The 13356-nt window shown below is 65.2% G+C and carries 13 protein-coding genes; 12 read left to right on the top strand and 1 reads right to left on the bottom strand.

Annotated elements, in window-relative coordinates:
• Positions 1-477 precede the first annotated feature (477 nt).
• The gene (locus NKJ00_RS01320) at positions 478-1428 is read right to left on the bottom strand and encodes a LysR family transcriptional regulator (RefSeq protein WP_023808937.1); all 951 of its coding nucleotides are present in this window, start codon (positions 1426-1428) and stop codon (positions 478-480) included.
• Positions 1429-1521: 93 nt separating this feature from the next.
• Between NKJ00_RS01320 and NKJ00_RS01325 the strand changes: the two genes are divergently transcribed.
• The 12 genes from NKJ00_RS01325 (at position 1522) to NKJ00_RS01380 (ending at position 13347) form a co-directional block, all read left to right on the top strand.
• Positions 1522-2427, top strand: coding sequence for a dioxygenase family protein (locus NKJ00_RS01325; protein WP_023808936.1), 906 nt, complete (start codon positions 1522-1524; stop codon positions 2425-2427).
• A gap of 3 nt (positions 2428-2430) precedes the next feature.
• Positions 2431-3390 (top strand): VOC family protein, encoded by a 960-nt coding sequence (locus tag NKJ00_RS01330; RefSeq protein WP_023808935.1) that lies wholly within the window; start codon positions 2431-2433, stop codon positions 3388-3390.
• A complete protein-coding gene (locus NKJ00_RS01335) occupies positions 3387-4046 on the top strand; it encodes an alpha/beta hydrolase (RefSeq protein ID WP_023808934.1) in 660 nt (219 codons plus the stop codon). Before NKJ00_RS01330 ends, NKJ00_RS01335 begins: the two co-directional genes overlap by 4 nt.
• On the top strand, positions 4043-5107 hold the full coding sequence (locus tag NKJ00_RS01340) for a maleylacetate reductase (protein WP_502895790.1): 1065 nt from the start codon (positions 4043-4045) through the stop codon (positions 5105-5107). Before NKJ00_RS01335 ends, NKJ00_RS01340 begins: the two co-directional genes overlap by 4 nt.
• Before the next feature lie 27 nt (positions 5108-5134).
• Positions 5135-6409 carry an ABC transporter substrate-binding protein gene (locus tag NKJ00_RS01345; protein WP_352628450.1) on the top strand — a complete coding sequence of 425 codons (1275 nt, stop codon included), beginning with the start codon at positions 5135-5137 and terminating at the stop codon, positions 6407-6409.
• Positions 6410-6468: 59 nt separating this feature from the next.
• Positions 6469-7185 (top strand): ABC transporter ATP-binding protein, encoded by a 717-nt coding sequence (locus NKJ00_RS01350; RefSeq protein WP_352556029.1) that lies wholly within the window; start codon positions 6469-6471, stop codon positions 7183-7185.
• Positions 7185-7886 carry an ABC transporter ATP-binding protein gene (locus NKJ00_RS01355; protein WP_352628452.1) on the top strand — a complete coding sequence of 234 codons (702 nt, stop codon included), beginning with the start codon at positions 7185-7187 and terminating at the stop codon, positions 7884-7886. The genes NKJ00_RS01350 and NKJ00_RS01355 overlap by 1 nt, the downstream gene beginning before the upstream one ends.
• A 67-nt stretch (positions 7887-7953) precedes the next feature.
• Positions 7954-8817, top strand: coding sequence for a branched-chain amino acid ABC transporter permease (locus NKJ00_RS01360; RefSeq protein ID WP_352556025.1), 864 nt, complete (start codon positions 7954-7956; stop codon positions 8815-8817).
• A 7-nt stretch (positions 8818-8824) separates the two neighbouring features.
• Positions 8825-9874 (top strand): branched-chain amino acid ABC transporter permease, encoded by a 1050-nt coding sequence (locus NKJ00_RS01365; protein ID WP_023808928.1) that lies wholly within the window; start codon positions 8825-8827, stop codon positions 9872-9874.
• Positions 9874-11628 carry an FAD-dependent oxidoreductase gene (locus tag NKJ00_RS01370; RefSeq protein ID WP_128302305.1) on the top strand — a complete coding sequence of 585 codons (1755 nt, stop codon included), beginning with the start codon at positions 9874-9876 and terminating at the stop codon, positions 11626-11628. The genes NKJ00_RS01365 and NKJ00_RS01370 overlap by 1 nt, the downstream gene beginning before the upstream one ends.
• Positions 11629-11638: 10 nt before the next feature.
• Positions 11639-12529 (top strand): intradiol ring-cleavage dioxygenase, encoded by an 891-nt coding sequence (locus tag NKJ00_RS01375; RefSeq protein WP_128302306.1) that lies wholly within the window; start codon positions 11639-11641, stop codon positions 12527-12529.
• Positions 12529-13347: an SDR family NAD(P)-dependent oxidoreductase gene (locus NKJ00_RS01380; protein ID WP_128302307.1), complete on the top strand. Its 819-nt coding sequence runs from the start codon at positions 12529-12531 to the stop codon at positions 13345-13347. Before NKJ00_RS01375 ends, NKJ00_RS01380 begins: the two co-directional genes overlap by 1 nt.
• Positions 13348-13356 lie beyond the last annotated feature (9 nt).

Here is a 13356-nt window from a genome sequence, read left to right on the forward strand (position 1 = left end):
GGGAACAGACCCTTGATGTCGTAGATGACGCCCGGGGTCTTGGAGGACATTAGCTGATCTGGTCGCGCGGAGTTACCCTCGCCGTGAGGTGAAGGCAAACCGGTGATAGGAGGCTCAACCAAGATCGATATTCGCACTTACAAACCTTCGGTCTCTTCGTCGTCGAGCATCTGTCACCTCAGCGCACCCTTGTCTGCGCGTGTGGGACGCCGGCTTTGTACCCAACCGAATACAGGCACGGGAGTTCCATTCCTGCACGGAATGGGGTGGGAGAGCCGCACTTCATTGCTGGCGATGCTGAATAGGCGCCATGAACCAGCTTCGCTGATCCTGGCGCTCACCGGCGTGCCCTTCAGCTCCTCAAATCGGGATCCCGTTCGGGAAAAACGAGACTGGCCAATGGACGCCCGATCGTCTCGCTGCTCCAAACGTCCGCTCCTGGCTCTTGGAACTGTAAGGGGTGCCATGTCGGCTGGATTACCGCCCCCAGACGACGGCATTCTCGTGCCGTTTGATGATGTGCTTCAGATTCTCGAAGGCGGTCGTGACGTGGCCGGCGAAGCGCTCTGCCGCCGGCGAGCGCGGTCCGCTGACCCGGCGCAGGATGCCGAGTGAGCGGCTGGGCTGCGGAATTTCATAGGGCAGCACCGTCACCCGGTTTTCCTTGCGCTGCGCGAAGACCACGGAGAATGGCAGCACCGCCAGCGCATCGGTTTCGGCAAGGAAGTTGATCACGCTCATCAGCGAGCCTCCCGAATAGCGGACGTTGAGGTCCGACATGCCGATGCTCATCAGGATCATCTGCAGGTCCGACATCAGCGGAGAGCCGGGTAGGGGGGCTACCCAGGGAAAGCTGGTCAGGTCATGCGCCCTGAGGCGGCGATTTCGCAGCAGGGGATGGTCGGGCCGGCAAGCCACGACGTTGCGTCCGGGCAGGATTTCGGTGAATTCGAAGCCGGGTCCCAGGTCGAGCACGCCGATCGGCACGATCCCGAGATCGATCTGGTTGCTCTCCAGCGCCGCGACCATCTCGGGCAGGTTCATATAGCTTTGCTGAACGGTGACCTCGGGTTCGAGCTTCTGGAATTCTCCGATCATCCGGCTGATCATCGCATCCATGAAGAAGGGCACGCCGCCGACACGGACGACGCCCTTCGTGCCTTTCATGAAGCCCTGGACCGCATCCGACGCCTTGCGCGACGCGGTGATGATCGTGCGGCCCTGCGCCGCCAACTGGAAGCCGAGCGGTGTCGCCTGCAGCGGCCGGCGACCCTTGAGGAAAAGCGGCTCGCCCACCCGCGCCTCCAGCATGGCCAGCGATCGACTGACCGCCGGCTGGGTCAGGCCCAGCATAGCGGCTCCTTCCGACACGCCGCCGGCATCCAGCACCGCGGCGAGCTGCATGAGGTGGCGCTCGTTCAGCTTCATAGCAAAACGCTATACAAGGGACGCCACATCTCATCAAGCATCGCGTCGGGCCGTGCTATCCCGCTTGGCAAGGGGAAGGGAGGCCCCGGCGGAATGCACGGCCAGCACGACCCGAAGCGAGATGAATTCCCCAAGGCGATCTCGACGCAGGCCGAGGAATTCTCACGGCGCCTGACGGCAATGGGCCAGTCCCGCCTGGCGGCGGCGGCGCAGGCAGCCGTCGACGGTTTGCACGCGCTGATCGTCGAGCTGCGACCCTCGGGCGAGGAGTTCCGTCAGGCGATCGATTTTCTGACCGAGGTTGGCCACTACGCCGATGCGCGGCGCCAGGAATGGGTGCTGTTCGCCGACGTCCTGGGCGTGTCGTCGCTGATCGAGGATCAGAACAGCCCGCGCCCTGTTGGGGCGACCCCAAACACCCTGGCCGGCCCCTTCTACCGGGCCGACGTGCCGGTGATGCCGCTCGGCGCGAACATCTCGCGCGATCACAAGGGCGAGCCGCTGGAGGTTGCGGGCCGGATCGTCGCGCTCGACGGCGATGCGATCGGCGATGCGATGGTCGAGATCTGGCAGGCCAATGCCGAGGGTCTCTACGAGAACCAGGAACCCGACAGGCAGCCGGAATTCAATTTGCGTGGACGGTTCCGCACCGATCCGCAGGGACGCTTCGTCTTCGTGACGGTGAAGCCGAAGGGCTACACGCTGCCATCGGACGGACCGGTCGGTCAATTGATGTCGGCGCTTGGCCTTGGCCTCGAGCGGCCGGCCCATATCCATTTTCGCGTCTCGGCGGAGGGCTTCGAGACGCTGACGACCCACATCTTCGACCGGTCGGACCCTGCGATCGGCCGGGATGCCATCTTCGGGGTCAAACCCGAACTCATGGCCGAGTTCCGCGCGCTGCCGCCCAACGGAGGAAAACGGAAGCACGCGCTCGACCTCAACCTCGTGCTCTGTCCACAGCGGCGGGGCGAAACCGAAACCTCTGGGAGGAGATGACCGATGGCACGTGTCAGCGGCTACCACCATTTGACGCTCTCGACCGACAGCGCTCAGGAAGATTTTGATTTCTATACCAAGGCACTGGGCCTGCATTCGGTGAAGCGCACCGTCTTGTTCGACGGCGTCATCCCTGTCTATCACCTCTATTACGGCTCGCCCAACGGCGATGCCTCGACGATCATCACCACCTTCCCGTTCCGCAAGCCAGGCGTCTATGGCCGCCGCGGGTCCAACCAGTCGCGCACCATCATGCAGTCGATTCCCAAGGGGGCCGCGGATTTCTGGGTCGACCGGTTGAACGCGCGCGGCATCGAGGCCATCAAGATCACTCGTTTTGGCGCCGACCGTGCGGCTTTCGCACATCCCTGCGGCATTCCGCACGAGCTGGTGGAAAGCGACAGGGATACGCGCGCGCCGATCACCAACGAGGCGCAGGGCATCGGCAAGGCGCACGGCATCAAGGGAATATACGGCGCCGTGGTGGCGGTGATGGACCGCACTGCGATGGACGACTTCCTGACCATCGCGTTGCCGCTGGAGAAAGAGGCTGACGACCATGAGGGACTGGTGTTCCGCGTGCCCGACGCGACCGGCGTCGCTCAGCGCGTGGAGGTCATTGTCGACCGCGACAGCCCGCAGGGCACCTGGACGCTGGCGGGCGGTACGATCCACCACCTCGCCCTCAACACCGGCGACGAAGAGAACCAGCTGAAACTGCGCGCTCATATCGAGGGTCTCGGCTTCACGGATATATCGGAGCAGAAGGACCGCAACTACTTCAAGTCCTGCTATGTCCGCTCGCCCGGCGGCGCGCTGTTCGAAATTGCCTGGACCACGCCGGAAGGCTGGGCCAAGGACGAGCCTCCGGGCCAGATCGGCAAGACGCTGGTCTTCCCGCCGTGGTTCAAAGATCGTGAGAGCGAATTGCAGGTCGGCCTGGAAGAGGCGGACTTCACGTGAGTTCAGGCAGCGGTCCGCTCCGGCTTGGGCCAAGAGGCCCGGAGGCGAAGGCGATCTGCGTCTTCGTCCACGGCCGTGGCCAATCGCCCGAAGAGATGCAGTCCCATGTGCTGTCGCGGCTTTCCGCAACCGCCGTGGCCTTTATCCTGCCGCGTGCACCACACGGCATGTGGTGGGAGGCGCGTGCCGTCGACCCGTTGACGCCGGTCGCCCGGGCGCAGCTTTCCGACGCGCTCGACCACCTTGCGGCCGCAATGGTCGCGGCGCGGGCCGAACTGCCCGGACTGCCGCTTCTTCTCGCGGGCTTCTCGCAAGGGGCGTGTCTGTCGATCGAATACCTCTGCGCGGGGCTGCCGCCGCCGGATGCTTTGGCGGCCTTCACGGGCTGCCGTGTCGGCGTTCCGGCGGACGAAAGATCCGAGGCCGCGCCGGCCGGAATGCCGATCTATCTTTCCGGCGGCGATGCCGATCCCTGGATACCAGTCTCGGCGTTTGCCGATGCCGCGCAGTCGCTGGGCCGCATTGGCGCGAGCCTGCGGGCCGATCTCTTCCCGGGACGGGGCCATGAGGTCTCGGACGCCGAGATCGTCATGCTGGGCACGATCCTCGACGACCTCGCGGCCGGGCGCGGCCCGCGCATGGAGGCGGCGCGATGATGGACAGCTTCACCTTTCCGGGCCTGACGACACGGGTGGTCTTCGGTGCCGGCACCATAGCTCGCGTCGAAGAGGAAGTCCGGCGGCTCGGCCATGACAAGGTGATGGTGCTTTCGACACCGCATCAGATGGGCGATGCGGAAAGACTGGCCGTAAGCCTTGGTGGCCTCGCCGCCGGGATCTTTGCCGGCGCGGTCATGCATACCCCTGTCGAGGTCACGGAAAAGGCCGTCGGTGCCTTCCGCGGCAGCGGCGCTTCGGCGGTCGTCAGCCTCGGCGGCGGCTCGACCACCGGGCTCGGCAAGGCCATTGCCGTGCGCACGGGCGCCGACCAGGTGGTCATTCCCACCACCTATGCCGGCTCGGAAATGACCGACATCCTCGGCGAGACGGCGGCCGGCGAGAAGACTACCCGCCGCTCGCCGGACATTCGCCCCGAGACGGTGATCTACGACGTCGATCTGACACTGAGCCTGCCGGTAAGTCTCACCGTCACCTCGGCGATGAACGCGATCGCTCATGCGATGGAGGCCTTGTATGCCCCCGATCGCAACCCGGTGATCGTGCTCATGTGCAGGGATGCCATGATTGCCTTCAAGGACGGCATTCCAAGGCTGATCCGCGACCCGCAGGATCGCGCGGCGCGGACGCAGGCGCTCTATGCGGCCTGGTGCTGCTCGACCGCGCTCGGCTATGTCTCGATGGCGCTGCATCACAAGCTGGCGCATGTCTTCGGCGGCTCGTTCGATGCGCCGCATGCCGAGACCCACGCCATCCTGCTGCCGTACACGACCGCCTTCAACGAAACGGCGGTGCCTGATCTGTTGCGTCCGATCACTGGGGCATTCGGTGGTGGCTCGGCGGGCGGCGGGCTCTGGGATTTCGCACAGTCGGTCGGCTCCCCGCTGAGCCTGAAGGCGATCGGCATCGAGGAGGCCGATCTCGACCGCGCGGCGGCGATCGCGGTCAAGAATGCCTATGCGAATCCGAGGCCAATCGATCCAGGATCGATAAGGGAACTCCTTCAGGCGGCGTGGGAGGGACGCCGTCCGGGGGCTTGAGAATAAAACAAGAGGGAGGAACTACACATGATCACAAGACGTAGCCTACTGAAAGCCTCGGCGGCGACAGGCCTGGCGCTGGCCGGTTCGCGCCTGGCGACGCCGGCCATCGCGCAAGGCGCCAAGATCCGCCTGGGCTATGTTTCGCCGCAGACCGGGCCGCTTGCCGGCTTCGCGGAGAGCGATGCCTACAACATCAAGGCCTTCCTCGCTTCCGAGGCAGGCAAGAACTTCGAGGTCATCGTCAAGGACAGCCAGTCGAACCCCAATCGCGCGGCCGAGGTGGCGAAGAGCCTGATCGTCGATGACGAGATCAACCTGATGCTCGTCGGCTCGACGCCCGAGAACACCAACCCAGTGGCCACCACCTGCGAGGCGGAGGGCGTGCCGGTCATCTCGACGATGGCGCCGTGGCAGCCCTGGTTCATCGGCCAGCAGGGCAGTCCGGCCGATCCGGCCTCGTGGAAGCCTTTCAACTTCGCCTATCATTATTTCTGGGGTCTCGAAGACATCATCGCCGTCTACACCGGCATGTGGAAGCAGCTTTCCACCAACGGCAAGGTGGGCGGGCTGTTCCCCAACGATGCCGACGGCAATGCCTGGGGCGACCCGAAGAATGGGTTGAAGCCCGGCCTCGACGCCGCCGGCTTCAGCCTTGCCGATCCTGGCCGCTATCAGAACCTTTCGGACGATTTCACCGCGCAGGTCAACGCCTTCAAAGCCGCCAATGCCGAGATCGTTACCGGGGTGGTCATTCCGCCCGACTTCACCACCTTCTGGAACCAGGCCCGCCAGCAGGGCTTCAAGCCCAAGGCGGTGACGGTGGCCAAGGCGATCCTTTTCCCGCAATCGGTCGAGACGCTCGGCGACGCCGGCCACAACCTCTCGTCCGAGGTCTGGTGGTCGGCCTCGCATCCGTTCAAATCGTCGCTGACGGGCGAGAGTTCGGCCGAACTCGCTGCGGATTTCACCGCCAAGACCGGCCGTCCCTGGACCCAGCCGATCGGTTTTGTCCATTCGCTGTTCGAGGTGGCGGCCAATGTCATGGGCCGCGTGTCGGATCCAACCAATGCCGAGGCGATCGCGGCGGCGATAGCGGCCACCGACATGACGACGGTAGTGGGCAAGGTGGCCTGGAGCGGTGCGGGATTGCCACCTTTCGCCGCGAAGAACGTCTGCAAGACGCCGCTCGTTGGCGGGCAGTGGCGCAAGAAGGCCAGTGGCGGCTTCGATCTGGTGATCGTCGAAAACGCCGGCGCCTCCCAGATACCCACCGCCGGCAAGATGGAAGCCCTGGCCTGACGCTGCCGAGGGCGGCTGATACCGCCGCCCTCGTTCGGCGCGACCCAAGGATGACAGTGATGATACTCAGGCTGGAAAACGTTTCGAAGTCCTTCGGCGCCTTGAAGGTTGCGGATTCCGTGACCGTCAGCGTGCCGCGCGGCGAAGCGCTGGGCATTATCGGCCCGAACGGCGCCGGAAAATCGACGCTCTTCAACCTGATCACCGGCAATCTGTTTGCAAATGAGGGTCGCATCGAATTGCTCGGCCGCGACGTGACCCGTGCTCCGGCGATGGAGCGGGCGCGCATGGGCGTTGGCCGCAGCTTCCAGATTCCGCAGCCTTTCGAGGGGCTGACCGTGTTCGAAAATCTCTTGACCGCTGCCGCCTTCGGCCGCGGCGGACGCGAGGCCGAGATGGTCGACGATTGCGCTGGTATCCTCGAGGAGACGGAGCTTCTCAGGAAGGCCAATTTCGTGGCCGGCTCGCTGAGCCTTCTCGACCGCAAGCGCCTCGAACTCGCCCGCGCCCTGGCGACAGGCCCTGAGCTTCTGCTTCTGGACGAGATCGCCGGCGGTCTGACGGAGGGCGAATGCAAGGCCCTGGTCGCGACGATCAAGGCGATCCATGCCAGGGGCACGACAATCATCTGGATCGAGCATGTGCTGCACGCCCTGAATTCGGTGGTAGAGCGGCTTCTCGTGCTGGATTTCGGGCGTGTGATCGGGATCGGTGCGCCTGATGAGATCATGGCCTCGAAGGCGGTTCGCGAAATCTATCTGGGGCTCGAGGTCTGATGCTGGAAACGCGCGGCCTCACCGCGAATTACGGCCAGTTCCGGGCGCTGTTCGGTGTGGATATCACTGTCGCGGTGGGCGAATGCGTGGCGATCATCGGCGCCAACGGCGCCGGAAAATCCACGCTGATGCGCTCGATCACGGGCGTGATCGGCAATGAGCCCGGCATGGTGCTGCACCGGGGCGAGCCGATCGGCGCGCTGTCTTCGGCCGAGATCATGAAGCGCGGCATCGCCATGGTGCCGGAAGGACGCCGGCTGTTCCCCTCGCTGACCGTCGAGGAAAATCTGCTGGTCGGCGGGCAGGCGCGCAAGGTGCCGGGGCCGTGGAGCCTCGACGCCGTCTATGACCTTTTTCCGATCCTGCGCGAGCGGCGCAAGAGCCCCGGCACAGCGCTCTCGGGCGGCCAGCAGCAGATGGTGGCGATCGGCCGGGCGCTGATGTCGAACCCCGAATTACTGCTCTGCGACGAGATCAGCCTAGGCCTGGCGCCGGTCGTCATCCGCGATATCTACGCAGCCCTTCCCAAGATCCGCGAAGGAGGCGCCGCGATCGTGCTGGTGGAGCAGGATATCGGCAAGGCGCTGGCGGTGGCCGATCGCGTCTACTGCATGATGGAGGGCCGCGTCACGCTGGCCGCCAGGGCGGCCGAGGTCACGCGCGAAGACACCCATTCCGCCTATTTCGGAGTGGCGGCATGACGCGGCAACCGAGGCTCCGTCATTTGCTCGCGCAGTGCTCTTATGGCGTGATCGAGGTGGCGCGGCGATGATCTGGCTGGACACCCTCGTGCAGGGGATTCTGCTGGGCGGGCTCTATGCCTTGTTCGCAGCGGGGTTGAGCCTCGTCTTCGGCATCATGCGGCTGGTGAACCTCGCCCATGGCGACCTCATCATTCTTGCCGCCTATCTGGTGTTGATGGGCGTCACGCTGCTCGGCCTGTCGCCATGGATCGCTGCCCTGATCGCCATGCCGGTGATGTTCGCGCTCGGCTGGCTGCTACAGACAGTCATACTGAACCGCGTGCTGGGCAAGGACATCCTGCCGCCGCTTCTCGTCACGTTCGGCCTGTCGGTTGCCCTGCAGAACGGGCTGCTCGAGCTCTTTTCCGCCGACAGCCGCCGCATCCCGGTGGGCGCGTTGGAGGGGGCATCGCTCGATCTCGGGCTGGTCACGGTGGGGATCATGCCATTGATGACCTTTGCGTCGGCGATCGTGATGATCATTGCCCTGAACGGGCTCTTCTACCACACCGCCCTCGGCCGTGCCTTCCGCGCCACCTCGGACGACGCCGTGACGGCGGGGCTGATGGGGATAGAGCCGAAGCGGATTTTCGCGATCGCCACCGGGATCGCAATGGTCGTGGTGACGCTGGCGGCGCTCTATCTCGGCATGCGCGCGAACTTCGACCCCTCGATCGGGCCGGCGCGGCTGATCTATGCCTTCGAGGCGGTGATCATCGGCGGCCTCGGCAGCCTGTGGGGAACGCTTGCCGGCGGGATCATCATCGGCGTGGCGCAGACGTTTGGCGCCGCGCTGAATCCGGAATGGCAGATCCTGGCCGGCCACATCGCCTTCCTGGCCGTGATGCTGCTCAAGCCGCGCGGGCTTTTTCCGCGCGCAGTGGATTGAGGGCGGCATGTATCGACTGACAACCCGCACCCGCGCCGGAACCGTGACCGCGATCATCGTGCCGATCTTCATCGTCGCCGCGCTCGCGCTGCCTGCCGTGGCCTCGCGTGGCGTCATACAGGATCTCTTCTTCATCCTCACCATGCTGACGCTGGCGCAGATATGGAACCTGCTGGCGGGCTATGGCGGCCTGGTGTCGGTGGGCCAGCAGGCTTTCGTTGGCATCGGCGCCTATGCGATGTTCGCCGGCGTGATCCTGCTCGGCTGGAATCCGGTCCTGGCGATCCCGCTGGGCGGCCTTGCCGCTCTGGTGCTGGCGGTTCCGACGGCCTTCTTCGCGTTCCGTTTGCAGGGCGCCTATTTCGCCATCGGCACCTGGGTGATCGCCGAAGTGACGCGACTGCTGGTCGCGCAGTGGAAGGCGCTCGGTGGCGGCACCGGCACCTCGCTGCCGCGCGAGGCGACGAGCAGTATCCTGGGCACCGATGCGGTCCGGGCGCTGTTCGGGGTCCGCGAGGCCGCGGCACGCGATGTTATGGCCTACTGGCTGGCTTTGGCGCTGCTCGTGGCCGTGACGGGAGGCATTTATTGGCTGCTGCGCAGTCGCCTCGGGCTGGCGCTGGCGGCCGTGCGCGACAATGTCGACGCGGCGCAATCGGTGGGCGTCGATACCGGCCGGCTCAGATGGGCGGTCTTTCTGATCGCCGCGGCCGCCACCGGGCTGACCGGCGCGCTGATCTTCCTGCAGACGGCCCGCATCTCGCCGAGCGCGGCCTTTGCCGTCACCGACTGGACCGCCAACGTCATCTTCATTGTCGTCATCGGCGGCATCGGCACCATCGAGGGGCCGATCCTCGGTGTGCTGGTCTTCTTCGCGCTGCGCTCGGCGCTGGCCGATTACGGCAGCTGGTACTTGATGACGCTCGGCCTCATCGCCGTCGTCGTGATGCTTTTTGCGCCAAAGGGGCTGTGGGGGCTGATTGCGTCCCGCAAGGGCCTGCACCTGTTTCCGGTCCGCCGCAGGCTGACCGGTCCGAAGATCAAGGGAGGAATTTGATGGCGGATATCGAAACCGACGTGCTGATCGTCGGCACTGGCCCAGCCGGCTCGGCCACCGCCGCGCTGCTGTCCAGCTACGGCGTCGCCAACATGATCGTCAATCGCTATCGCTGGTTGTCGAACACGCCGCGTGCCCACATCACCAACCAGCGCACGATGGAAGTGCTGCGCGACCTCGGTCCGGATGTCGAGGCAGAGGCCATGATGCACGCCTCGCCGCAGGAGCTGATGGGCGAGAACGTGTTCTGCGAAAGCCTGGCCGGCGAGGAGATCGGCCGCATGAAGAGCTGGGGCATCCACCCGCTCTCGAAGGCCGAACATCTCCTGTCGTCGCCCTGCCTCATGAACGATCTGCCGCAGACCTTCATGGAGCCGATCCTGTTCAAGTCGGCGTGTGCCCACGGGACGCAAGCACGCATGAGCACGGAATATGTCAGCCATGTCCAGGACGGGGACGGCGTGACCACGACCTGCCGCGATCGGCTGTCGGGCAAGGATTTCACCGTGCGGTCGAAGTTCTTCGTCGGTGCCGACGGCGGCAACTCGCTGGTGGCCGAGCATCTGGGCCTGCCGCTCGAGGGCAAGATGGGCGTCGGCGGGTCGATGAACATCCTGTTCAGGGCCGATCTCTCGAAGTATGTCGCCCACCGACCGAGCGTCCTCTACTGGGTCATGCAGCCCGGCGCCGATGTCGGCGGCATCGGCATGGGTCTGGTTCGCATGGTGAGGCCGTGGACCGAGTGGCTGATCGTCTGGGGCTACGACATCAACCAGCCGCCGCCGGACGTGACGCCGGAACTGGCCACCAGCGTCGCGCGTCAACTGGTCGGAGATCCCGCGCTCGAGATCGAGCTCCTGGGCGCGAACACCTGGACCGTGAACAACTGCTTCGCCACGCACATGCAGAAGGGGCGGGTGTTTATCATGGGCGATGCCGCGCACCGGCATCCGCCCTCGAACGGGCTCGGCTCGAACACATCGATCCAGGACGGGTTCAACCTCGCCTGGAAGCTTGCCAAGGTCATCAAGGGGCAGGCGGGGGTCGGGCTTCTGGACAGCTTCTCGGCCGAGCGCGCACCGATCGCGCGCCAGATCGTGACACGGGCGAACCAGTCCATCGCCGAATTCGGACCGATCTTCGAGGCGCTCGGCATGGACGGCGGCGTGGATCACGACAAGATCCAGAGGAACATGGAGGCTCGCGCCGATGCGACGCCCGTCGCCGAAGCGCAGCGCGAGGCGCTCCGCAAGGCCATCGCCTTCAAGAAGTACGAGTTCGACGCCCATGGCGTCGAGATGAACCAGCGCTATGCCTCGGGCGCGGTGGTGACCGACGGCCAGCGCGAGCCGGCCTTCGAGAAGGATCGCGAGCTGCACTATGCGCCGACAACCTGGCCGGGCGCGCGCTTGCCGCATGTCTGGGTCTTCGAGCGCTCGGGCAGGAAGGTCTCGACGCTCGATCTTTGCGGGCATGGCGAGTTCACGCTGTTGACCGGCATTGGCGGAGAGGCGTGGGTCGCCGCGGCGGAGACGGTGGGCGCGGAGCTCGGTCTGCCGATCCGCAGCCATGTGATCGGCCCGCGCCGCGCGATCGAGGATCATACCGGCGACTGGGCCGGCGCACGGGAGATCCGCGACACCGGCTGCCTGATCGTCCGTCCCGACCACCACGTCGCCTGGCGCTCCGAAACGCTGGCGGCCGAGCCGGCGGCCGAACTGCGCCGGATCTTCAAATCCGTTCTGGCGCGCTGAGGAGGATCGCATGATCGACGAACACGAATCCGGCTATTTCACCGAAGCGAACTCGGCCGAGGTCGTGGTGGCGCGGAACAGGAACGCCAAGGACGAGCGGCTCAAAGAGGTGATGGAGGTCATCACCCGCAAGCTGCACGAGGCGGTGAAAGAGATCGAGCCGACACAGGAGGAATGGTTCGGCGCGATCATGTTCCTGACGCGGACAGGCCAGATCTGCAACGAGTGGCGGCAGGAATACATCCTGTTGTCGGATGTTCTCGGTATCTCGATGCTGGTCGATGCGATCAACAACCGCAAGCCGTCGGGCGCCTCGGAATCGACGGTGCTGGGACCCTTCCACGTCGCCGACGCCCCCGAGCTGCCGATGGGCTCCAACATCTGCCTCGACCAGAAGGGCGAGCCCATGTTCGTGCATGGCCGCATCCTCGATACCGAGGGCAACCCGATCGCAGGCGCCAAGATCGACGTCTGGCAGGCCAATGACGAGGGCTTCTACGACGTGCAGCAGAAGGGCATCCAGCCCGACTTCAACTTGCGCGGCGTCTTTCGCACCGGCACGGACGGGCGCTACTGGTTTCGGGGCGTGAAGCCCAAATACTACCCGATCCCGGATGATGGCCCAGTCGGCAAGCTGCTGGGCGCGCTGGGGCGTCACCCCAATCGTCCGGCGCATCTCCACTACATCGTCGAGGCCGAGGGCTTCGAAGCGCTGACCACGCACATCTTCGACCCGGACGACCCGTACATCGATTCAGATGCCGTCTTCGGCGTGAAGAAGAGCCTGCTCGCCGAATTCCGCAAGGTCGAGGACGCCGAAGCTGCCGCCAGGGTCGAGGTTGCGTCCCCGTTCTACGACGTGGAGTTCGATTTCGTGCTGTCGCGCAAGGGAGGAAACTGATGGCTGCACTTGAGAAGATGTTCGATGTCAGGGGCAAGTCGGTGATCGTCACCGGCGGCGCCAGCGGCATCGGACAGGCCTATGCCGAGATCATGGCCGAGCATGGGGCAAAAGTCTGCATCTTCGACCTGAACCCAACGGGGCTGGAGAAGACCGTGACGGCGATCAAGGCGGCGGGTGGCGATGTCTGGGGCGAGGCCGTCGACGTCGGCGACCGTGCGGCCATGGCCGCAGCCTTCGACAAGGTGGCCGGGAAAGCGGGCTCGATCGACGTGGTGTTCGCCAATGCCGGGATTGATGCCGGACCGGGCTTCAACACCCCGACGGGCGAAAGGAACCCCGAGGGCGCCATCGAGAACCTGCCCGACGAGCACTGGGACAAGGTGATCGAGATCAACCTGACCTCGGTCTACACCACGATCAAACATGCCGTCCGGCACATGAAGCCGAATGGCGGCGGCCAGATCATCGTCACGTCGTCCATTGCATCGCTGATCAACGAGAGCATCGTGGGCACGCCCTACATGCCCGCCAAGGCCGCGGTGAACCATCTCGTTCGCCACATGGCGATGGAGCTTGGCGCCTACAACATCCGCATCAATGCCATCCTGCCCGGACCGTTCATCACCAACATCGCCGGCGGTCGGCTGCGCAATCCGGCGGACCGCGAGGCCTTCGAGGCCCAGTCGCTGCTCGGTCGGATCGGCGACCCGGAAGAGATCAAGGGCCTGGCGCTTTATCTGGCGTCGCCTGCCGCTTCCTACGTGACGGGCTCGCTGATCGTCATCGATGGCGGCTCGCTGCTGCGGATGACCTGAACACGCTTT

The sequence above is a fragment of the Mesorhizobium sp. M0227 genome (assembly GCF_040321855.1).
GTDB lineage: Bacteria > Pseudomonadota > Alphaproteobacteria > Rhizobiales > Rhizobiaceae > Mesorhizobium.

Coding starts and splice junctions, on each gene's coding strand:
- NKJ00_RS01320 (WP_023808937.1), bottom strand. CDS start 1,428: ATGAAGCTGAACGAGCGCCACCTCATGCAGCTCGCCGCGGTGCTGGAT.
- NKJ00_RS01325 (WP_023808936.1), top strand. CDS start 1,522: ATGCACGGCCAGCACGACCCGAAGCGAGATGAATTCCCCAAGGCGATC.
- NKJ00_RS01330 (WP_023808935.1), top strand. CDS start 2,431: ATGGCACGTGTCAGCGGCTACCACCATTTGACGCTCTCGACCGACAGC.
- NKJ00_RS01340 (WP_502895790.1), top strand. CDS start 4,043: ATGATGGACAGCTTCACCTTTCCGGGCCTGACGACACGGGTGGTCTTC.
- NKJ00_RS01345 (WP_352628450.1), top strand. CDS start 5,135: ATGATCACAAGACGTAGCCTACTGAAAGCCTCGGCGGCGACAGGCCTG.
- NKJ00_RS01350 (WP_352556029.1), top strand. CDS start 6,469: ATGATACTCAGGCTGGAAAACGTTTCGAAGTCCTTCGGCGCCTTGAAG.
- NKJ00_RS01355 (WP_352628452.1), top strand. CDS start 7,185: ATGCTGGAAACGCGCGGCCTCACCGCGAATTACGGCCAGTTCCGGGCG.
- NKJ00_RS01360 (WP_352556025.1), top strand. CDS start 7,954: ATGATCTGGCTGGACACCCTCGTGCAGGGGATTCTGCTGGGCGGGCTC.
- NKJ00_RS01365 (WP_023808928.1), top strand. CDS start 8,825: ATGTATCGACTGACAACCCGCACCCGCGCCGGAACCGTGACCGCGATC.
- NKJ00_RS01370 (WP_128302305.1), top strand. CDS start 9,874: ATGGCGGATATCGAAACCGACGTGCTGATCGTCGGCACTGGCCCAGCC.
- NKJ00_RS01375 (WP_128302306.1), top strand. CDS start 11,639: ATGATCGACGAACACGAATCCGGCTATTTCACCGAAGCGAACTCGGCC.
- NKJ00_RS01380 (WP_128302307.1), top strand. CDS start 12,529: ATGGCTGCACTTGAGAAGATGTTCGATGTCAGGGGCAAGTCGGTGATC.